The organism is Streptomyces sp. NPDC025784 (assembly GCF_055558435.1).
Window position 1 is genome coordinate 443,575 of sequence record NZ_JBVHMN010000001.1, and the last position, 18,788, is coordinate 462,362.

The following is an 18,788-nucleotide window of genomic DNA, read 5'->3' on the forward strand; positions in this document are numbered from 1 at the left end:
GCGGGACGGCCGGGGGCGGCTGCATGACGGCGGTCAGGCGCAGCAGTCGGGATCCAGGCCCGTCGGCAGGCGCTCCCCGCCGAAAACGGCGCAGGTGGGCTCGTCGCCGCCGAGGGCGGCGACGGCCAGGAGCAGCGACCCCGCGGTCCATGTGGTGAGTTCCTCGGGCCAGATCACCTGGTCCTCGAAGACGTAACCCGTCCAGTACAGGCCGGTCTTCGGATCGCGCAGGTGCTGGATGGACTGAAGGATGTCGAGCGCGCGGTCGGATTCGCCCACGGCCCACAGGGCCAGGGCGAGTTCGGCCGATTCGCCTCCGGTCACCCACGGGTTGGGGACCACGCAGCGGACACCGAGGCCGGGGACGACGAAACGGTCCCAGCCCTCCTCGATACGGGACTTGGCCTCGGCACCCGTCAGCGCACCGCCGAGCACCGGGTAGTACCAGTCCATCGAGTAGCGGTCCTTGTCGAGGAACCGCTCCGGGTGCCGGCGGATCGCGTGGCGCAGCGCGCCCACCGCCAACTCCCAGTCGGGCTGCGGCTCTTCGCGCTGTTCGGCGATGGCGAGCGCGCAGCGCAGGGCGTGGTGGACCGACGAACTCCCGGTCAGCAGCGCGTCGTCGACCGGTGTGCCGTCGTCCTCGCGCTTCCAGCCGATCTGGCCGCCGGGCTGCTGAAGGCGCAGCACGAACTCCACGGCCGCGTGGACGGCCGGCCACATGCGGTCCAGGAAGGTGTCGTCACCGGTGGCGAGGTAGTGGTGCCAGACACCGACCGCGATGTAGGCGCAGAAGTTCGTCTCGCGCCCGCGGTCGGTGACGTCGTCGGCGTCCCCGTCGGCGTAGGCCGCGTACCAGGAGCCGTCCTCGTTCTGGTGCCGGACCAGCCACGTGTAGGCCCGCTCGGCCGCCTCGTGCTCGCCGGCCGCGTCCAGTGCCATGGCCGCCTCGGTGTGGTCCCACGGGTCGAGGTGGTGACCGCGGAACCACGGTATGGCGCCGTCCGGGCGCTGCACCGCGAGGATTCCGCGCACGGTGGCGGCAGCCTGCTCGGCGGTGAGGACCCCGGGCAGGACGAGGTGTTCTGTCCGGGGGGTCGTCACGTGGCGTCCGCCTCGGAGAGCTGCGGCAGGTGCGGCTTGGTCGCGTAGGCCACGAAGCTCTTGCCGATCAGCGGGTTCAGCGCCTGCTCGGCGACGCGCGTGGCCAGCGGCTTCTTCATGATGTCCCAGACCAGCAGCTTGTGGTACGCCCGCACGGGCAGTGCCTTGTCGTTGTCGACGCCGAACGCGCACTTCAGCCACCAGTACGGCGAGTGCAGCGCGTGCGCGTGGTGGGTGCCGTACGGCCGCAGTCCGGCTTCCCGGATCTTGGCCAGCAGCTCGTCCGCCTTGTAGATGCGGATGTGGCCGCCCTCGACCTCGTGGTACGCGTCGGACAGCGTCCAGCAGACCTTCTCCGGACCGTAGCGCGGGACGGTGATGGCGATCCGGCCGCCCGGCTTGAGCACCCGCACCATCTCGGCGAGGACGCCCTTGTCGTCGGGGATGTGCTCCATCACCTCGGAGATGATGACGACGTCGAAGGACTCGTCGGGGAAGGGCAGCGCGAGCGCGTCGCCCTCCATGGCCGTGGCGGTGGCACCGGCGGGTGCCTCACCGGCCTCCTTCATCGCCGCGAACCACTTGGCGACCTCGCGGATCTCGTCGGCGTTCTGGTCCAGCGCGACGACCTGGGCGCCGCGCCGGTAGCACTCGAACGCGTGCCGGCCGGCACCGCAGCCGAGGTCCAGGACACGGTCGCCCGGGGCGAGCGGGAACCGGGAGAAGTCGACGGTCAGCACGTGGCCCTGCTTTCGCGGTTGGCGACAACTACTTCTTCGTCGGCGTCCTGCGCGGGCGCCGCCGGGGGAAGGGAAGACGTGGCGGCCGGGCGGCCCGCGCCCGGCGCGGAGCGGTCCGGGGCCGCCGGGCCGCCGGAGGTCCGGCCCGCCGAGCGGGCCATCGCCTCGCGGTAGTGGGCCACCGTGCCCTGTGCGGCCCTGGCCCAGGTGAACCGCTCCAGGACGCGTGCGCGTCCCGCGGTACCGAGGCGCGCCCGCAGTCCGGGGTCGCCGAGGAGCCGGTTCAGTGCGGCGGCCAGCGCGCCGGCGTCGCCGGGCGGCACCGCGAGGCAGGTCTCCCCGTCGGGTCCGGCGACCTCCGGGATCGCCCCTCCGGTGGTGGCCACCAGCGGCGTACCCGTGGCCATCGCCTCGGCGGCCGGCAGCGAGAACCCCTCGTACAGCGAAGGCACGCAGGCGACTTCGGCCGAGCGGACGAGGCCGACGAGCTCGGCGTCGGAGATGCCCTTCACGAACTCGACGGCGCCTTCGAGCCCGTAGCGCTCGATGGCCTGGGCGACGGGCCCGTCCTCGGCGCGCTTGCCGACGACGACGAGGTGCGCGCCGGGGTGCTCGGTGCGCACCTTGGCGAGGGCCTCGACGAGGAAGACGAGCCCCTTGAGCGGCACGTCCGCGCTGGACGTCGTCACGATGCGGCCGGGCACCTGACGGACCGCGGGATCCGGCGAGAAAAGGTCGGTGTCGGCGCCGATGTGGACCACGTGGATGCGGCTGTCGCGCACGCGGAGGTGGTCGACGATCTCCTGGCGGGAGGTGCCGGAGACGGTGAGCACGGACGGCAGGCGGCGCGCGACGCGCTTCTGCATGCGCGTGAACGCGTACCAGCGGCGGACGGAGGCGCGCCGCTGCCAGCCCTCGGCGGCGTCGAGTTCGAGCTGCCGGTCGACGGTGATGGGGTGGTGGATGGTGGTGACGAGCGGTGCGCCCACGTCGCCCAGCAGGCCGTAGCCGAGGGTCTGGTTGTCGTGGATGACGTCGAACTCGCCCCGGCGGGCGCGCAGATGACGGCGGGCGCGCAGCGAGAACGTCAGCGGCTCGGGGAAGCCGCCCGTCCACATGGTGCCGACCTCCAGCGCGTCGACCCAGTCGCGGTACTCGTCGCGTCCGGGGGTGCGAAAGGGGTCGGGCTGGCGGTACAGGTCGAGGCTGGGCAGCTCGGTGAGGGAGAGCCCGGCGAGCCCCTCGCCCTCGTCGAGGACGGGGTAGGGCTGGGAGCCGATGACCTCGACGGTGTGGCCAAGCCGGGCGAGTTCGCGCGAGAGGTGCCGTACGTAGACGCCCTGGCCGCCGCAGAACGGGTTTCCCTTGTAGGTGAGGAGCGCGATGCGCAGGGGCCGGTCCTCACCGGGCCCTCGGCCGCGTCCGCTCAGGGAGGGGTCCGCGTCGGCGGCCGCACCTTCCCCGGGGCCCGCCTCCATGGCCTCAGCGGTCACTTCCGGCCCCCTTCTTTCTGCACTTTCCCGCGAGATTACGCCGGGACGCTAATCTAGAACAAGTTTCAGACTTGATCGTTCAAGGAGGACTGAATCTACCGGCAGGTAGCGCCGCTGTGAGCGGTGGATCAGGTGATTCACGCCACGGCCGACGCCACGACCGCGCGACGGGGTCGACTGGTTCGCACCGCGGCGACGGCCCTGCCATGCTGACTCCTCGCTCCTCTCGCTGATGTCACGGAACGGACCCATGCCTGCGGAAGCCAAGGCGGACTCGAAGAACACGCGACAGGCGTCGCACTCCCCCGCGCACGCCCCCCAGCCGGCCTCGCCCCCGCTCACCGAGCGGCAGGAGGCGCGCCGCCGCCGGATCCTGCACGCGAGCGCGCAGCTGGCGAGCCGGGGCGGCTTCGACGCCGTGCAGATGCGCGAGGTCGCGGAGTCCTCCCAGGTCGCCCTGGGCACGCTGTACCGGTACTTCCCGTCGAAGGTCCATCTGCTGGTCGCGACGATGCAGGACCAGCTGGAGCACATGCACGGCACCCTGCGCAAGAAGCCGCCGGCCGGGGACACGGCCGCGGAGCGGGTGGCGGAGACACTGATGCGGGCGTTCCGTGCGCTCCAGCGCGAGCCGCACCTCGCCGACGCCATGGTCCGCGCGCTCACCTTCGCGGACCGCAGCGTCAGCCCCGAGGTCGACCAGGTCTCCCGGCAGACCACGGTGATCATCCTGGACGCCATGGGGCTCGACGATCCCACTCCGGCGCAGCTCTCGGCGGTCCGCGTCATCGAGCACACCTGGCACTCGGCGCTGATCACCTGGCTGTCCGGCCGCGCCTCGATCGCCCAGGTCAAGATCGACATCGAGACGGTGTGCCGGCTGATCGACCTCACGACACCGGAAGACGGCCGCTGAGGCGCCCACGGGCACACAAAGAACCTACGAGACGGGTTCCCTTCGCCGGCATTGTCCGGATCAGGTGTTGGGGGTCGCCTTCCGGCCCTGCTGCTGCCTTCCGGCCTCTCAGCCCGTCCGTCGACGTCGGCCCCGGCGGATGCCGAAGCGTCACGCCCGAGTCGGCTACTCCGGTCGAACTCCCTCACTCGTCCCGTAGGCCAATACCAGAATAGAACACCCATCGCGGAATGGAACGCCCTAAAACGGATTTTTTTTCAGTCTTCCGGAGGGAAGACCGGTTCCCCGGTCCCCAGCACCGTGATCATGATGGCCTCCACGGGGCAGCCCTCCGCCGCCCCGAGGATCCTCTCGTTGGCATCGGTCTCCGGATCGACCGGATGCGACTGCATGGCGGTGTCCTGCCGGAAGGCGTCGGGTGCCTGGTGGACGCACTGGGCGGAGCCGATGCAGACGGAGCGGTCGACCTCGACCTGCCAGCGGTCGCCCATGCTCACGCCTCCCAGCCGGCCGGCAGATGGATCATCTTGTGCTCCAGGAACTCGCCGTACCCCTCGGGTCCGAACTCCCGCCCCAGACCGGAGTTCTTGTAGCCGCCGAACGGGCCGAGCATGTCGAGGCTGAAGGTGTTCACGGAGTAGGTGCCGGTGCGGACCTGGCGGGCCACGTCGATGCCGTGCGCGACGTCGGCGGTCCAGACGCTGCCGCTGAGCCCGTAGTCGGAGTCGTTGGCGATCTTCACGGCCTCGGTCTCGTCGCCGTACGGGAGCAGGCAGATCACCGGGCCGAAGATCTCCTCGCGGGCGATGCGCATGGAATTGTCGACGTCGCCGAAGAGCGTCGGCTCGACGTACCAGCCGCGGTCGAGGCCGTGCGGGCGTCCCCCGCCGGTGAGGATCTTGGCGCCCTCCTCCTGGCCGATGCGGATGTAGTCGAGGTTGCGCTGCTGCTGGCGCCTGGCGACCAGCGGGCCGACCTGCGTCGCCGGGTCGAGCGGGTCGCCGACGACCAGGGCGCTCGCGGCGGCGGCGAAGGCGTCCGCGAACTCGTCGTAGCGGGAGCGCGGGACGAGGATGCGGGTCTGGGCCACGCACGCCTGGCCGTTGTTCATCCAGGCGGCCGAGACGATCCCGGGGACCGACGTCCCGATGTCCGCGTCGGGCAGGACCACCGCCGCCGACTTGCCGCCCAGTTCCAGGGTCACGCGGGTGAGGTTGCGGGAGGCGACCTCCATGACGCGCCTGCCCGCGGCGACGGAGCCCGTGAAGGAGACCTTGTCGATGCCGGGGTGTCCGACCAGGTACTCGCTCACCTCGCGGTCGGCGGGGAGGATCGACAGCACGCCCTCCGGCAGCCCGGCCTCCCGGGCGATCTCGCCGAGCAGATAGGCGTCCAGGGGTGACTCGGGCGACGGCTTCAGCACCACGGTGCAGCCGGTCAGCAGGGCGGGCGCGAGCTTGGCCGCCGCCACGAACTGCGGCACGTTCCACGGCACCACGGCCGCCACCACGCCCACCGGTTCACGGCGCACCATGATCTTGCCGAGGACCCCGTCGCGCGTCTGCTCGTACGGGTAGTCGCGCGCGACGGTGATCGCCGCGTCCCACACCATCATCGCGCCGAGGGCCTGCGCGAGGACGCTCCAGGAGTACGGGGAGCCGTTCTCGGAGGAGATGACACGGGCGATCTCCTCGTGGCGCACGGCGATCGCGTCCTTGATCCGGGTGACCACCTGGATCCGCTCGTCGAGGCTCGTGCGCGGCCACGGGCCCTCGTCGAAGGCCTTGCGCGCCACGGCGACGGCCCGGTCGACGTCCTGTGCACAGGCGTGCGGCACCCGCCCGATGACTTCCTCGGTGTGCGGCGAGACGACCTCGATGACGTCCCGGCCCAGGGGGTCCGTCAACTCCCCGCCGATGAACAGCTGTCCGTGTTCCACGAGCTCGGTCATGGCCGACTGCCTCCCCGGGGAAGTTCTCTGACGATCCATCAGATACGAGAACTGATACCAGTTCCCGTCGGCACAGTCCACGGCCCCGGCACCATCGGGACCGGCACTCGCGCGACGGGGGCCGCTCCGGAGCCGCTCGGGAACCGCGGCCGGAATCCGACCTGCCGGACACACGACCCCGGAGGAACGGTCGACTTGGGCTCCCATTGGAACCCGTTCTAGTTATAGTGGCGAGAACTCGGCGATGGGTGGGAAGCGCATGACGCAGGTGACCGATCACGGCGGGGGCGTACGGTCGATCAAGGTGCCCATCCCGGACAACCCCCTCGGCCACACCCTGGTGTACGTCGTCGACACCGACGCCGGCCCCGTCCTGATCGACACGGGATGGGACGACCCCGGCTCCTGGGACACCCTCGCCGAAGGCCTCAGCGCCTGCGGCACCTCCGTCGCCGGCGTCCACGGCGTGGTCATCACCCACCATCACCCCGATCACCACGGGCTGTCCGGCAAGGTCCGCGAGACGTCCGGCGCCTGGATCGCGATGCACGCCGCGGACGCCGCCATCGTCCGGCGGACCCGGGAGAACCGGCCCGAGCGCTGGTTCGCCTACATGGTGGCCAAGTTGGAGGCCTCGGGCGCGCCCGAGGAGCACATCGCCCCGCTGCGCGGGACGCGGACGTCCGCGCGCCGCCCCAGCACCCTGCCCGGCTTCTCGCCCGCGCTGCCCGACCGGGAGATCGTCCCCGGCGAACTGCTGCCCCTGCCCGGCCGTCGGCTGCGCGCCGTGTGGACGCCGGGCCACACCCCCGGCCACGTCTGCCTCCACCTGGAGGAGACCCATCCCGCCCGGCTGCCCGGCCGCGGACGGCTGTTCTCCGGCGACCATCTGCTGCCGCGGATCACCCCGCACATCGGGCTCTACGAGGACCCGGACGACGCGACCGTCACCGACCCCCTCGGCGACTACCTCGACTCCCTGGAACGCATCGGCCGCCTGGAGCCCGCCGAGGTGCTCCCGGCCCACCAGCACCCGTTCGCCGACGCCCCCGCCCGGGTGCGGGAGCTGCTCGACCACCACGAGGAACGCCTCACCGGTCTGCTGACGCTCCTCACCACCCCCCTCACCCCCTGGCAGCTCGCCGAGCGCATGGAGTGGAACCGCCCCTGGGAGCAGATCCCCTACGGCTCGCGGACCATCGCGATCTCGGAGGCGGAGGCCCACCTGCGCCGCCTGGTCAAACTGGGCCGCGCGGAGGCCGTGCCGGGCAGCGAACCGGTGACGTGCGTCGCCGTGTGAGCACGCGGCGACGGCCCGCGTCTGAGCACGCGGCGACGACCCGTGCGTGAACACACGACGCCGACCCGCCGTGCGAACGCCGAGATGGTCCCGGCCGGCCCTCCCGTCCAGGTCGGGCACTACGAGGACGCCTTCCGCCGGACCGGCGGCAGCCGGCTGCTCGCCTCGCGCACCCTCGCCCTGCCGTTCGGCGGGCCGACGCCGCGCCGGTGACAGGCCGCCGCGCGCCCGTTCCGGGGGAAGCGGGCCGGCGCGGCGATGAGTTCCCGGCGCGCGGGGAGTCGTACGGGGTGACGGCGGACAGCGGAGCCCGCCCCGTACGGAAGGTGACGCGATGAGCGGTCTGCACGATCTCCTGAAGGCGTACGTCGACGACGGCACGGTGCCGGGAGCGGTGGGCCTGGTCGCCCGCGGCGACCGTGTCGAGGTCCGGGCCGTGGGCTCCGTCGACGTCGAGGGCAGCGCCCCGATGGCCCGGGACTCGATCTTCCGCATCGCCTCGATCACCAAGCCGATCACGGCGGCCGCCGTGCTGACGCTCGTCGACGACGGTGTGATCGCGCCGGACGACCCGGTCGACACCTGGCTTCCGGAGCTGGCGAAGCCGACGGTCGTGCGGACGCCGTCGTCGCCGCTCGACGACGTGGTCCAGGCCGTGCGGCCCGTCACCGTCGCGGACCTGCTGTCCTCCCGGCCGGGCTGGGGCTTCCCCTCCGACTTCTCGCTGCCGCAGGTCCAGGCGCTGTTCGGGGTGCAGGCGGACGGCTTCGGCCCGCAGACCTACCCCGCGCCGGACGCGTGGCTGGAACGGCTGGCCCGCGTTCCGCTGCTGCACCAGCCGGGCGAGGCCTGGCTGTACAACACCAGCTCCGACCTCCAGGGCGTCCTGGTCTCCCGTGCGGCCGGCCTTCCGCTGCCGGAGTTCCTGGCCGAGCGGATCTTCGAGCCGCTCGGCATGACGGACACCGCCTTCGAGGTGCCGGCGGCGAAGCGGGACCGGTTCACGAGCTCGTACCGGCCTGCCAAGGACGGCCTTGAGCTCGTCGACACACCCGACGGGCAGTGGAGCGGAGTCGTCCCCTTCCCGTCCGGCGCCGGCGGGCTCGTCTCCACGGCCGACGACTGGCTGGCCTTCGCTCGGATGCTGCTCGACGGCGGCACGGCGGGCGGGCACCGGGTGCTGTCCGCCGACTCGGTGCGGCGGATGACCACCGACCACCTCACGCCCGCCCAGCGCGAGGACGGCGCGCTGTTCCTGGAGGGGCAGGGCTGGGGGTACGGCGGTCAGGTCGACATCGCGCCCCTCGACCCGTGGAACGTGCCGGGCCGCTACGGCTGGGTCGGCGGCACCGGCACCACCGCCCATCTGGTGCCGTCCACCGGCACCGTCACCGTGCTGCTCACCCAGGTCGCCATGGAGAATCCGACACCCACTGCGCTGATGCGGGACTTCTGGCGGCGGACCGCCGACGGCCCTCAGTGAAGCAGTTCGCGGATCAACTCCTCGGCGTCGCCAAGGAGTTCGACTTCGCGCGTACTCATCGTCGGGTTGGCGGCGCGCCGGGCCCTGGCCCCGGCGAGGCCGTCGTCCGTCACGCAGTCCTCGTTGGCGTCGAGCATCGCGGCGAGCGTCTCGTGGGCCACCCCGGCGACGGCGTCGCCGCCGACCGCGACCTGGGCGAGGATCACCGCGGACATGCCCCAGTCCAGCCCGGGCGGCCCCTCCTCCGCGTTGGCCCAGTCGATGACCTTCGGGCCGTCGGGCGTGAGCATCACGTTGTCGGGGTGCAGGTCCAGGTGGAGGACGCGGACGGCGGGGTCGGCGGAGAGCCGGGCGGGCACCGCGTGCAGTTTGCGCAGCAGCCGGGCGAGGATGAGGCCGGCCTCCTCGGGGGACAGCAGTCCCTCACCGAACGCCCCCAGCATGGTCGGCCCGGTCAGCCGCTCCATGACGAGGTCGGTCCGGGTCGCCGCACGGATCGCGGGCACCGGATAGCCGTGCGTGTGGACGTGCTGCATCACCACGGCCTCGGCGGTGGCGTCGCCCCAGCCCTCCCGGTCGCGGCGCAGCACCCATGCCTCGTCGACCTCGTAGACGTCCGCCGAGCGCCCCGAGCCGAGCAGTCTCCCCGTTCGCATGGGGCCGAACCTAGCGGCCCCGGCGGCGCCCGTCACAGGCGGCCCTCGGGCTCTTGCTACGGGCCGGTAGAGTGAGCGCGTCGTCATCACACCCGTACGGGGGGAAGCCGGTGCAATTCCGGCGCTGACCCGCAACCGTGAACCGCCCCGAGGGCGGTGAGCCGGATCGCCTCGTCCGGGACGTGACCGGCTCGTGCCACCGGCAGCCCGCCGATGGCCGGCACCGTCGAGGCATACGGGGCCGGAGCCGCCCGGATGCTCCAGCGTGCCCGGTGCTGCCCGGCTCCCCCGCAGGGAGAGTCATGATTGTTCGCCGCAGCGCAGCGGTACTGGCCGCATCCGCCGTGATCGGCGCGGCCTTCGCACCGGCCGCCTTCGCCGCCGACACGTCCCCGTCTCCCTCCCCGGCCCTCCCGTCCGGCCTCTTCGGTTCCACCGACCCCACGTACGACGGCGTGTGGCGGCAGTCGCTCGCGCTGCTCGCGCAGCACACCGCGGGCGTCGAGCCGGCCGCGAAGGCGGTCAAGTGGCTGACCGGGCAGCAGTGCGCGACGGGGGCGTTCGCGCCGTACCGCGCCGACGCGAGCGCGAAGTGCGACGCCAAGACGATGGTCGACACGAACAACACGGCCGCCGCCGTGCAGGCGCTCGCCGCACTCGGCGGGCACGACGGCGAGCTGGGCAAGGCGGTCGGCTGGCTGAAGTCCGTGCAGAACAAGGACGGCGGCTGGGGCTACACCGCGGGCGGGGCGAGCGACGCCAACTCGACGTCCGTGGTGATCGGCGCGCTCACCGCGGCCGGGCAGCACCCCGGCGAGGTAGTGAAGGACGGCAAGTCGCCCTACGACGCCCTGGTGAAGCTGTCGGTCCCGTGCGACGAGGACGGCGGCGGCGCCTTCGCCTTCCAGCCGGACAAGAAGGGGAAGCCGGCGGCGAACGCCGACGCCTCGGCGGCGGGCGTGCTCGGATCGCTCGGCAAGGGCTTCGTGACGACGGCGGGCAAGGCCGCCGGCGGTGACACCTGCCGCGACGCCGACGGGCTGACGCCGCAGGGGGCCGCCGCCAACGGCGCGTCGTACCTCGCGGGAAGCCTGGACGCCAAGCCCTACCTGCTGTCCGCGATGCCGGGCGCGAAGGACCAGCCGGACTACGGCAACACCGCCGACGCCGTCGTCGCGCTCGCCGCAGCGGGCCGGACCGCGGACACGAAGAAGCCGCTCGCCTGGCTGGAGAAGGAGTCCGGCGCCTGGGCGGCGAAGGCCGGCCCCGCCGCGTACGCGCAGCTGATCTTCGCCGCGCACGCCACCGGCACCGACCCGCGTCACTTCGGCGGTCAGGACCTCGTCGCCCAGCTCGGCAGGACCGGCCCGGCCGGGGCCGCGGCCGACCACTCGGACACCGCGGACGAGAAGAAGAAGGACGACGACAAGGGTCTCGGCGTGTGGTGGATCGTCGGCGTCGGCCTCGTCGCCGGCATCGGCATCGGCTTCCTGCTCAGCGGCCGCAACAAGAAGCAGCAGCTGTGATACGCCGTCGGACGACCGCGCCGGTCCTGGCCCTCGCCCTGGCCCTGCTGTTCCTGGTGCTCGGCGGCACCTCGCCGGCGCAGGCCGTGGGCTATCGCTACTGGTCCTTCTGGGAGCTGACCGGCGGGAAGTGGGCGTACGCCACGCAGGGTCCGTCGACCGCGCGGCCGTCCGACGGTGATGTCGTGGGGTTCCGCTTCGCGGTGAGCGAGGACTCGAAGGACGCCGTGCGGCCGCGTGGTGACAAGGACTTCGCGTCGATCTGCGCCGGCACGGCCGCGCGGTCGGGCAACAAGCGGGTGGCGCTCGTCGTCGACTTCGGTGTGCCCGCCGACGCGCCGTCCGGCGAGACGCCGCCGGCGCCGCGCACGGCCTGCGCCCGGGTCGCCCCGGACGCGACGACGGCGGAGGCCCTCGCGTCGGTCGCCAAGCCGCTGCGCTACGGCAGCGACGCCCTTCTGTGCGCCATCTCCGGCTACCCGCGCACCGGCTGCGGCGAGCAGGTCTCGGCGAAGGGCGGGAGCGGCTCCGCCTCGGCAGAGGACCGCTCCGAGCCGTCGGACGACGGCCCGTCGGTGGGCCTGCTGGCGGGAGCGGGTGTGGTGGCGGTCCTGGCCGGCGCGGCCGTCTGGCAGGCGCGCCGACGCCGGGGCTGAGCGGGCGTGATGACGAGGGACGACACCGAGGAGACGGCGGTGCCCGCCGCGGACGGCCGTCCGGCCGGGCGCTGGTCGGTCCTGTTCGAGCGGGGCCGGGAGCCCGGTGACGGGCAGGGACCGACGCCGGACGCCGCCGTCGGCCGGCGCCCGCGGCGCCCTCACGGTGTCGCGCCCGAGGCGAACCGGACCAACGCCCTGCACCCGGGAGCCTGGTGGGTCTGGGCCCTGGGGCTCGGCACCGCGGCGTCCCGCACCACCAACCCTCTGCTGCTGGCCCTGCTCGTCGGCACGGCCGGATATGTCGTGGCGGCCCGGCGCACCTCGGCGCCCTGGGCCCGTTCGTACGGCGCGTTCGTGAAGCTGGCGATGGCGGTCCTCGGGATCCGGCTCGCCTTCGCCGTGTTCCTCGGCTCGCCGATCCCGGGCACGCACCTCGTCGTCACGCTCCCCGAAGTACCGCTGCCCGACTGGGCGCAGGGCATCCGCATCGGCGGCCGGGTCACCGCGGAGGGGCTGGTGTTCGCGCTGTACGACGGTCTGAAGCTGGCCACGCTGCTCATCTGCGTGGGCGCCGCGAACGCGCTCGCCAACCCCGCACGGCTGCTGAAGTCGCTGCCGGGGGCGCTGTACGAGACGGGTGTGGCGGTGGTCGTGGCGCTGACCTTCGCGCCGAACCTGATCGCGGACGCTCAGCGGCTGCGTGCGGCCCGGCGGCTGCGCGGCCGCCCCGATCGCGGTCTGCGCGGTCTGCTGCACGTCGGACTGCCGGTCCTGGAGGGCGCTCTGGAGCGTTCGGTGGCTCTCGCGGCGGCCATGGACGCGCGCGGTTACGGGCGCACGGCGCGGGTGCCGTCCGGCGTCCGCCGCACCACGGCCGTGCTGACGCTGGGCGGTCTCCTCGGGGTGTGCGCCGGCACGTACGGGCTGCTGACCGCCGAGGGGGGAACGTACGGACTGCCGGTCCTCGCGGCCGGTCTCGCCGCCGCACTCGGCGGGCTGTGGCTGGGCGGCCGCCGCACGGCACGCACCCGGTACCGGCCGGACGAGTGGGGTGTGCGGGCCTGGCTGGTCGCGAGCTCGGGCGTGGCGGTGGCCGCGCTGATGGCCGTCGCGGCCTCGTACGATCCGGCGGCGCTGCGTCCCGGTGTCGTCCCGCTCGTGGCCCCCGCCCTCCCGCTGTGGCCGGCGGCGGCCGTGCTGCTCGGCCTTCTCCCCGCGTTCGTCGCTCCGATCCCCAAGGAAGCCCCATGATCCGTTTCGAGGACGTCTCGGTGACCTACGAGGGGGCGGCCGGGCCCACCGTGCGGGACGTGGACTTCGAGGTGCCGGAGGGCGAGCTGGTGCTGCTGGTCGGCCCGTCCGGCGTCGGCAAGTCGACGGTGCTCGGCGCGGTGAGCGGGCTCGTCCCGCACTTCACGGGCGGCACGCTGCGCGGCCGGGTCACGGTCGCCGGGCGGGACACCCGCACGCACAAGCCGCGCGAGCTCGCGGACGTGGTGGGCACGGTGGGCCAGGACCCGCTGTCCCACTTCGTGACGGACACGGTGGAGGACGAACTCGCCTACGGCATGGAGTCGCTGGGGCTCGCCCCGGACGTGATGCGCCGCCGGGTGGAGGAGACCCTCGACCTGCTGTCCCTGACGGATCTGCGCGACCGGCCGATCTCCACCCTGTCCGGCGGCCAGCAGCAACGCGTGGCCATCGGCTCGGTCCTCACCCCGCACCCGAGCGTCCTGGTCCTCGACGAACCCACGTCGGCACTCGACCCGGCCGCTGCCGAGGAGGTCCTCGCGGTGCTCCAGCGCCTGGTGCACGACCTCGGTACGACGGTGCTCATGGCCGAGCACCGGCTGGAGCGCGTCGTGCAGTACGCGGACCGGCTCGTCCTCCTTCCCTCCCCGGGCGCGGCGCCGGTCCTCGGCACCCCCGCGGAGGTGATGGCGGTGTCCCCGGTGTGTCCGCCGGTGGTGGAGCTCGGCCGGCTGGCCGGCTGGTCCCCGCTCCCGCTGACGGTCCGCGACGCCCGGCGCAGGGCGGGCGACCTGCGCGCACGGCTCGCGCAGGCACCGGGCGGCGCCGGCCAGGCACAGCTCGGCGCGCCGGCACAGCGAGAAGGGGCGGCGCAGCGAGGCGGGACGGCTCAACAGGATGGCCGGCCGGACGGGACGGCGCAGCAGGACGAGATCGGTCGGCCGGACGTACCGGTGCAGCGGGACGAGACCGGCCGGAGGGCCGGAGCCGAACGGCGGCGGGAGGCTGGGCCACGGGGCGTGCGGCCGCTCTCCGCGCTGGCACGGCTGCTGCGCCGCGGCACCCCCGGCACCTCGGCGCCGGTGTCCCCGGGGGACCGGCCGGCCGTCGTGGAGTCGCTGGCCGTGCGGCGCGGGCGCATCGAGGCCCTGCGCCGGGTCGGCCTGACCGCCCCGCCCGGCGAGACGATCGCCCTGATGGGCCGGAACGGCGCGGGAAAGTCCACGCTGCTCGGGGCGCTGGTCGGGCTCGTCGCGCCGGCGGCCGGTTCGGTCCTGGTCGGCGGGGCGGTGCCGCACCGCACGGCGCCCCGTGACCTCGTACGGCGGGTGGGTCTCGTGCCGCAGGAGCCGAGGGACCTGCTGTACGCGGACACGGTGGCCGCCGAGTGCGCCGCGGCCGACGAGGACGCCGGGGCCGCGGCCGGGACCTGCCGGGCGCTGGTGTCGGAGCTGCTGCCGGGCATCGGGGACGACACGCATCCCCGGGATCTGTCGGAGGGGCAGCGGCTGGCGCTGGCGCTGGCCGTCGTCCTGACGGCGCGTCCCCCGCTGCTGCTGCTCGACGAGCCGACCCGCGGCCTGGACTACGCGGCCAAGGCCCGGCTCGTGACGGTGCTGCGCGGGCTGGCGGCCGAGGGGCACGCCATCGTCCTGGCCACGCACGACGTGGAGCTGGCCGCGGAGCTGGCCCACCGTGTCGTCATCCTGGCGGACGGCGAGGTCGTCGCGGACGGCCCCACCGCGGAGGTCGTCGTGGCATCGCCGTCGTTCGCGCCGCAGGTCGGCAAGGTGCTCGCCCCGCTGCCCTGGCTCACGGTCGCCCAGGTCCGGGAGGCCCTGTCGTGACCGGACCCGCCGCTCCCCGGCCCGCCCCGCTCCAGCGCCAGGCGCGGGCCGTGCGCCTCGGACCCCGCTCGGTGGCCGCGCTCGTCCTGGTGAGCGCCACCGGTGCCGCCGGATTCCTCTGGCCGCTGATCGCGGGGCCCGGTTCGCAGGTCGGCGCGCACGCGCAGGACGCGCCCTGGCTGTTCGCGGGGCTGCTGGTGCTGCTGGTCGCCGTCGTGGCCGCGACGATCTCGGAGTCGGGGCTCGGCCCGAAGGCCGTGGCGATGCTCGGAGTGCTGGCGGCGACGGGCGCGGCCCTGCGTCCGGTCGGGGCGGGCACCGCGGGGATCGAGCCGATGTTCTTCCTGATGGTGCTGAGCGGCCGGGTGCTCGGGCCGGGGTTCGGGTTCGTCCTCGGCTCCGTGACGATGTTCGCGTCGGCGCTGCTCACGGGCGGGGTCGGGCCGTGGATGCCGTTCCAGATGCTGTCGATGGGCTGGTTCACGATGGGCGCGGGCCTGCTGCCGGGCCCCGACCGGCTGCGCGGGCGTGCGGAGCTGGCGATGCTCGCGGCGTACGGGTTCCTGGCCGCGTTCGCGTACGGCACGGTCATGAATCTGGCCGGGTGGCCCTTCATGGACGCGCTGGCCTCGGACCTCGCCTACGACCCGGACCGCGGCCTGCCCGGGAACCTGGCCCGGTTCCTGGCGTACTGCCTGGCCACCTCCCTCGGCTGGGACCTGGGCCGGGCGGTCGTCACGGTCGTCCTGACGCTCGCGCTGGGCGCGACGCTCCTCAGGGCGCTGCGCAGGGCCACGCGCCGGGCCGCGTTCGAGGCGCCGGTCACATTCGAACCCCGCTGAGGTGCGGCCCAGGTCACACCGCCCGGTGACGGGGTGCGGGCGGTCGCGCACCCTGTGCCAGTTCCGGGGTGAAGCACCCCACAGGGCCTAGGTCACATCCTAACGGAGGTAGTAGGACAAACCGGACGCCATGTCCACGTCATTAGGGCCCCTGACCTGCGGTTTGAGAGCCAGGTCACACGAGGGGCTTTCCCCGTGGATGCGACCAACACTAGTAAAAGGGGTCATTGCGGACGCGCTTCGAGGCTGTTTCTCTGGAGTCGTCGCCAGGCGCCGACGAGCCCACCCGGGCCGCGGCGCCGACGTATGCCGGACCTGCGCACCGCGTGGCAACGGACAGCGTGCGATCCCATGTCCCCGAAGAAAAAGGTTCTCCGTGTCCGTCTCCTTCATCCGCCGTGCCGTCACCTCCCCGAAGAAGGCCCTCGCCGGTGCCGCCGTGGCCGCCGCCACGACCGGCATGGTGCTGGCCGCGGCCCCCGCCCAGGCTGCCGCGCCCACCTCGACCTCCTCCGCTCAGGCGATCGCGCACCAGATGATCCCGGACGCCGCGCAGTTCAACGCCTTCAGCAAGATCGTCGAGCACGAGAGCGGCTGGAACGCCAGCGCCACGAACGCGTCCTCCGGCGCGTACGGCCTGGTCCAGGCCCTGCCCGGCTCGAAGATGGCGTCGGCCGGCGCCGACTGGAAGACCAACCCCAAGACCCAGATCAAGTGGGGTCTGGACTACATGAACTCCCGCTACGGCAGCCCCGTGAGCGCCTGGAGCTTCTGGCAGGCCAACGGCTGGTACTGATCAGCCCGAGCCTCACCCTTGTACGCGAAGGCGGCGGTCCCCCGATCCCCGGGGCCGCCGCCTTCGCCATGCCGTCACACCGTCCGACGGCCCTGAGGACCCCGGCCGTCGACGGCAGCGGTCTCATTCACCGCTGACGGAGTCGAAGAACCGCACCACCTGCGGCGCCGACACCGCGAACGAGCCGAAGTGGTCCACGTCTCCCTGGTCGACGAGCTCCGCCCGCTTCCCGTGCCCGGCCAGCTGCCGGGCACAGCTGCGCGCGTTCGCGATCGGCACGTCGGTGTCGGCCGCACCCGCGTACAGGCGCACGGGCACCCGCGGCTTCCAGTCGCAGGTGTGGTCCGCGCCACGCATCGCGTCCAGCAGGGCGCCGGTGGGATGCCGCATCCGCTCGGCGAAGGCCGGCGTCAGCATCTCCCCCACGGTCGGCGGCAGCGCGCCGAGGACGTCCTCCTCCTCGTGCGCCCCGTCGTAGAGCCCCTCGACCCGGCTCGCGTACGGCTCGCGGAAGGCCTCGGCGGGGTCCTTGTAGACCGGGTGCAGCCGGTTCTGCGCGACCAGCCAGTACGAGGTGTAGAGGACACCGCTCGTGTCGTTGACCCGCCCGTCGAACAGGGCCGGGACCTCCTCCCCCGCCAGGTCGTACGGTCCGCTCACCGGGGCGAGCGCCTTCAGCCGGAAGTGTCCGTCCGCGCCGTTCTGCAGGACCTCTCCGAGGGCCATCGCGACCTGTCCGCCCTGGGAGAAGCCCGTCGCGTAGACGTCTCCGGTCAGCGGCCTGCCCAGCCGGTCCGCGGCGGTGCGGGCCGCGCGCAGCATGTCGACCGAGGCGGTCACCGAGGACCGGGTGTCCATGTAGGGGTGGCGGCCGGGGCCCTCGCCCAGGCCCAGATAGTCGGGCGCGGCCACCGCGCGGCCGGCACCGGCGTGCAGATAGGACGGGACGCGGCCGAAGTCCTCTCCGACGGAGGGCGCGTAGGCGCGGGCGACCATCGTGCCGTGCGTGTCGGAGACGAGGTCGAGCCGGTGCCTTCCTCCGGCGGGCAGGGTGAGCAGGCCGGTGGCGAGGGTCGGTGCGCCGTGCGGGTCGACGGTCCGGTAGGTGAGGCGGTACGACCGCACGCCGTACCGCACGGGGTCCGTGGCCGTCTCCCGTTCGGCCAGGAACCTCCGCACCGCGTCGGCGTCGTGCGAGGCGACCGGCACGACGGAGACGAGGGTGCCGCGCGCGGCCGGGCCGTGGCGGTCGGCCGCCACGGCCGCCGGGGCCGCGGCGAGCCCGGCGAGCAGCAGCGCCGCACCGGCGGCGATCGCCCGCCGGGTGTGCCGGTGGCGGCGTGTTCGTGTGGATCCGACGTTCCTGCGCGTGTTATCGCTCATGGGGTCGACGCTACGGACGCGCGCCGGGCGTCGACATCCGACGATCCCCCGCGTCCGTGGTGGACCTGGGTCCACCATGCCTGTCCCGCTGACCGGAGGCCCGATGACCACGGAGACGGAGAAGCCGCACGACCGGGAGGAGCGTGGACTGCGGCTGGTGGGGGTGCTGCTGGGACTCACGGTCGTCAGCGGGATCGTCGACGCGGTGAGCTATCTGGGGCTCGGGCACGTCTTCACCGCGAACATGACCGGCAATGTGGTGGTCCTCGGCTTCGCCGCCGCGGGCGCGCCGGGCTTCTCCACCACGCACTCGCTGGTGTCCCTGGGGTCGTTCCTGGTGGGGGCGGTGGCGGGCGGGCGCTCCGGACGGCGGCTGGGCACGGGCTCCCGCCGCACGTGGGTGCGGATCATCCTCAGCGCGGAGGCGCTCCTGGTCGGCGCGACGGCGCTGGTGGCCCACCTCGCGCCCGGCAGGACAGGCACCGTGTACACGCTGATCGCCGTGACGGCCTTCGCGATGGGCCTGCGCAACGCGACCGTCCGCAAGCTGGGCGTGCCGGACCTGACGACCACCGTGCTGACGATGACGCTCACGGGCCTGGCCGCCGACTCGCGGCCGGGCGGCGGGCAGGGCAGCCGTTCCCCCCGCCGTACGGCCTCGGTCGTCGCGATGCTGGCGGGCGCGGTGCTCGGCGCGTGGCTGGTGCTGCACCACGGCCTGGGTCTGCCGCTGCTGGTCGCGGCGCTGCTGTCCGGGGTGCTGGCGGTGACGGCGTCGGGCCGCGAGTGACGGCGGACGGGACACGTTCGCGTGGACGCCCCGCGGGAGGCAGGGGCGGGG

The 18,788-nt window shown here is 73.5% G+C and carries 17 protein-coding genes, 1 pseudogene and 1 riboswitch; of the genes and pseudogenes, 11 read left to right on the forward strand and 7 right to left on the reverse strand.

From position 1 onward, the window contains the following. Positions 1-33 precede the first annotated feature (33 nt). From ACZ4IF_RS01905 to ACZ4IF_RS01915, 3 genes are read right to left on the reverse strand one after another with little or no spacing between them, the layout of a single operon-like run. Complete coding sequence (locus tag ACZ4IF_RS01905; RefSeq protein ID WP_467558663.1) at positions 34-1,104, reverse strand: prenyltransferase/squalene oxidase repeat-containing protein; 1,071 nt, start codon at positions 1,102-1,104, stop codon at positions 34-36. Continuing rightward, positions 1,101-1,844 (reverse strand): class I SAM-dependent methyltransferase, encoded by a 744-nt coding sequence (locus ACZ4IF_RS01910; protein ID WP_095933979.1) that lies wholly within the window; start codon positions 1,842-1,844, stop codon positions 1,101-1,103. The genes ACZ4IF_RS01905 and ACZ4IF_RS01910 overlap by 4 nt, the downstream gene beginning before the upstream one ends. Continuing rightward, positions 1,838-3,337, reverse strand: a complete 1,500-nt coding sequence (locus ACZ4IF_RS01915; protein WP_467558666.1) for a glycosyltransferase family 4 protein — start codon at positions 3,335-3,337, stop codon at positions 1,838-1,840. The genes ACZ4IF_RS01910 and ACZ4IF_RS01915 overlap by 7 nt, the downstream gene beginning before the upstream one ends. A 250-nt stretch (positions 3,338-3,587) precedes the next feature. Between ACZ4IF_RS01915 and ACZ4IF_RS01920 the strand changes: the two genes are divergently transcribed. Then, the gene (locus ACZ4IF_RS01920) at positions 3,588-4,253 is read left to right on the forward strand and encodes a TetR family transcriptional regulator (RefSeq protein WP_467558668.1); all 666 of its coding nucleotides are present in this window, start codon (positions 3,588-3,590) and stop codon (positions 4,251-4,253) included. Positions 4,254-4,510: 257 nt separating this feature from the next. On the opposite strand, the gene ACZ4IF_RS01925 is transcribed toward ACZ4IF_RS01920, so the two are convergent. Together ACZ4IF_RS01925 and ACZ4IF_RS01930 are read right to left on the reverse strand one after the other, a co-directional pair. Then, complete coding sequence (locus tag ACZ4IF_RS01925; protein ID WP_467558669.1) at positions 4,511-4,744, reverse strand: ferredoxin; 234 nt, start codon at positions 4,742-4,744, stop codon at positions 4,511-4,513. Positions 4,745-4,746: 2 nt separating this feature from the next. Next, the gene (locus ACZ4IF_RS01930; RefSeq protein WP_467558671.1) at positions 4,747-6,204 is read right to left on the reverse strand and encodes an aldehyde dehydrogenase; all 1,458 of its coding nucleotides are present in this window, start codon (positions 6,202-6,204) and stop codon (positions 4,747-4,749) included. A gap of 259 nt (positions 6,205-6,463) precedes the next feature. Between ACZ4IF_RS01930 and ACZ4IF_RS01935 the strand changes: the two genes are divergently transcribed. The 3 genes and pseudogenes from ACZ4IF_RS01935 to ACZ4IF_RS01945 all read left to right on the forward strand — a co-directional run bounded on the left by ACZ4IF_RS01935 (position 6,464) and on the right by ACZ4IF_RS01945 (position 8,987). Continuing rightward, positions 6,464-7,504, forward strand: coding sequence for an MBL fold metallo-hydrolase (locus ACZ4IF_RS01935; RefSeq protein ID WP_467558673.1), 1,041 nt, complete (start codon positions 6,464-6,466; stop codon positions 7,502-7,504). 87 nt (positions 7,505-7,591) lie between these two features. Continuing rightward, a pseudogene (locus ACZ4IF_RS01940) lies at positions 7,592-7,717 on the forward strand (nuclear transport factor 2 family protein); the annotation flags it as partial. 121 nt (positions 7,718-7,838) lie between these two features. Beyond that, entirely contained in the window at positions 7,839-8,987 is a 1,149-nt protein-coding gene (locus ACZ4IF_RS01945; protein ID WP_467558675.1) for a serine hydrolase domain-containing protein, read from the forward strand. Here the strand turns inward: ACZ4IF_RS01945 and ACZ4IF_RS01950 are convergent. After that, the gene (locus ACZ4IF_RS01950; protein ID WP_467558677.1) at positions 8,981-9,643 is read right to left on the reverse strand and encodes a phosphotransferase; all 663 of its coding nucleotides are present in this window, start codon (positions 9,641-9,643) and stop codon (positions 8,981-8,983) included. The two genes, ACZ4IF_RS01945 and ACZ4IF_RS01950, sit on opposite strands and share 7 nt — an antisense overlap. Before the next feature lie 103 nt (positions 9,644-9,746). Then, positions 9,747-9,803: riboswitch (cobalamin riboswitch) on the forward strand. A 142-nt stretch (positions 9,804-9,945) separates the two neighbouring features. Between ACZ4IF_RS01950 and ACZ4IF_RS01955 the strand changes: the two genes are divergently transcribed. From ACZ4IF_RS01955 to ACZ4IF_RS01980, 6 genes are all read left to right on the forward strand, one after another. Further along, the gene (locus ACZ4IF_RS01955) at positions 9,946-11,169 is read left to right on the forward strand and encodes a prenyltransferase/squalene oxidase repeat-containing protein (RefSeq protein WP_467558679.1); all 1,224 of its coding nucleotides are present in this window, start codon (positions 9,946-9,948) and stop codon (positions 11,167-11,169) included. After that, on the forward strand, positions 11,166-11,825 hold the full coding sequence (locus tag ACZ4IF_RS01960) for an SCO2322 family protein (RefSeq protein WP_467558681.1): 660 nt from the start codon (positions 11,166-11,168) through the stop codon (positions 11,823-11,825). The genes ACZ4IF_RS01955 and ACZ4IF_RS01960 overlap by 4 nt, the downstream gene beginning before the upstream one ends. A gap of 9 nt (positions 11,826-11,834) precedes the next feature. Continuing rightward, entirely contained in the window at positions 11,835-13,079 is a 1,245-nt protein-coding gene (locus ACZ4IF_RS01965) for an energy-coupling factor transporter transmembrane component T (protein WP_467558683.1), read from the forward strand. Continuing rightward, entirely contained in the window at positions 13,076-14,926 is a 1,851-nt protein-coding gene (locus ACZ4IF_RS01970) for an ABC transporter ATP-binding protein (RefSeq protein ID WP_467558685.1), read from the forward strand. The genes ACZ4IF_RS01965 and ACZ4IF_RS01970 overlap by 4 nt, the downstream gene beginning before the upstream one ends. Further along, complete coding sequence (locus ACZ4IF_RS01975) at positions 14,923-15,768, forward strand: ECF transporter S component (protein WP_467558687.1); 846 nt, start codon at positions 14,923-14,925, stop codon at positions 15,766-15,768. Before ACZ4IF_RS01970 ends, ACZ4IF_RS01975 begins: the two co-directional genes overlap by 4 nt. Positions 15,769-16,144: 376 nt before the next feature. Continuing rightward, a complete protein-coding gene (locus tag ACZ4IF_RS01980; protein WP_359490874.1) occupies positions 16,145-16,564 on the forward strand; it encodes an aggregation-promoting factor C-terminal-like domain-containing protein in 420 nt (139 codons plus the stop codon). A gap of 123 nt (positions 16,565-16,687) precedes the next feature. On the opposite strand, the gene ACZ4IF_RS01985 is transcribed toward ACZ4IF_RS01980, so the two are convergent. Then, positions 16,688-17,947, reverse strand: coding sequence for an alpha/beta hydrolase (locus tag ACZ4IF_RS01985; protein ID WP_467558690.1), 1,260 nt, complete (start codon positions 17,945-17,947; stop codon positions 16,688-16,690). A gap of 103 nt (positions 17,948-18,050) precedes the next feature. On the opposite strand from ACZ4IF_RS01985, the gene ACZ4IF_RS01990 reads away from it, so the two are divergent. Continuing rightward, positions 18,051-18,737, forward strand: coding sequence for a YoaK family protein (locus ACZ4IF_RS01990; protein ID WP_467558692.1), 687 nt, complete (start codon positions 18,051-18,053; stop codon positions 18,735-18,737). The last annotated feature ends 51 nt before the right edge of the window (positions 18,738-18,788 follow it).

Excerpts from the sequence above, each read along its gene's own strand:
- ACZ4IF_RS01945 (WP_467558675.1), top strand. The coding sequence starts at position 7,839 with ATGAGCGGTCTGCACGATCTCCTGAAGGCGTACGTCGACGACGGCACG.
- ACZ4IF_RS01935 (WP_467558673.1), top strand. The coding sequence starts at position 6,464 with ATGACGCAGGTGACCGATCACGGCGGGGGCGTACGGTCGATCAAGGTG.
- ACZ4IF_RS01955 (WP_467558679.1), top strand. The coding sequence starts at position 9,946 with ATGATTGTTCGCCGCAGCGCAGCGGTACTGGCCGCATCCGCCGTGATC.
- ACZ4IF_RS01965 (WP_467558683.1), top strand. The coding sequence starts at position 11,835 with ATGACGAGGGACGACACCGAGGAGACGGCGGTGCCCGCCGCGGACGGC.
- ACZ4IF_RS01950 (WP_467558677.1), bottom strand. The coding sequence starts at position 9,643 with ATGCGAACGGGGAGACTGCTCGGCTCGGGGCGCTCGGCGGACGTCTAC.
- ACZ4IF_RS01970 (WP_467558685.1), top strand. The coding sequence starts at position 13,076 with ATGATCCGTTTCGAGGACGTCTCGGTGACCTACGAGGGGGCGGCCGGG.
- ACZ4IF_RS01985 (WP_467558690.1), bottom strand. The coding sequence starts at position 17,947 with ATGAGCGATAACACGCGCAGGAACGTCGGATCCACACGAACACGCCGC.
- ACZ4IF_RS01920 (WP_467558668.1), top strand. The coding sequence starts at position 3,588 with ATGCCTGCGGAAGCCAAGGCGGACTCGAAGAACACGCGACAGGCGTCG.
- ACZ4IF_RS01930 (WP_467558671.1), bottom strand. The coding sequence starts at position 6,204 with ATGACCGAGCTCGTGGAACACGGACAGCTGTTCATCGGCGGGGAGTTG.
- ACZ4IF_RS01990 (WP_467558692.1), top strand. The coding sequence starts at position 18,051 with ATGACCACGGAGACGGAGAAGCCGCACGACCGGGAGGAGCGTGGACTG.
- ACZ4IF_RS01925 (WP_467558669.1), bottom strand. The coding sequence starts at position 4,744 with ATGGGCGACCGCTGGCAGGTCGAGGTCGACCGCTCCGTCTGCATCGGC.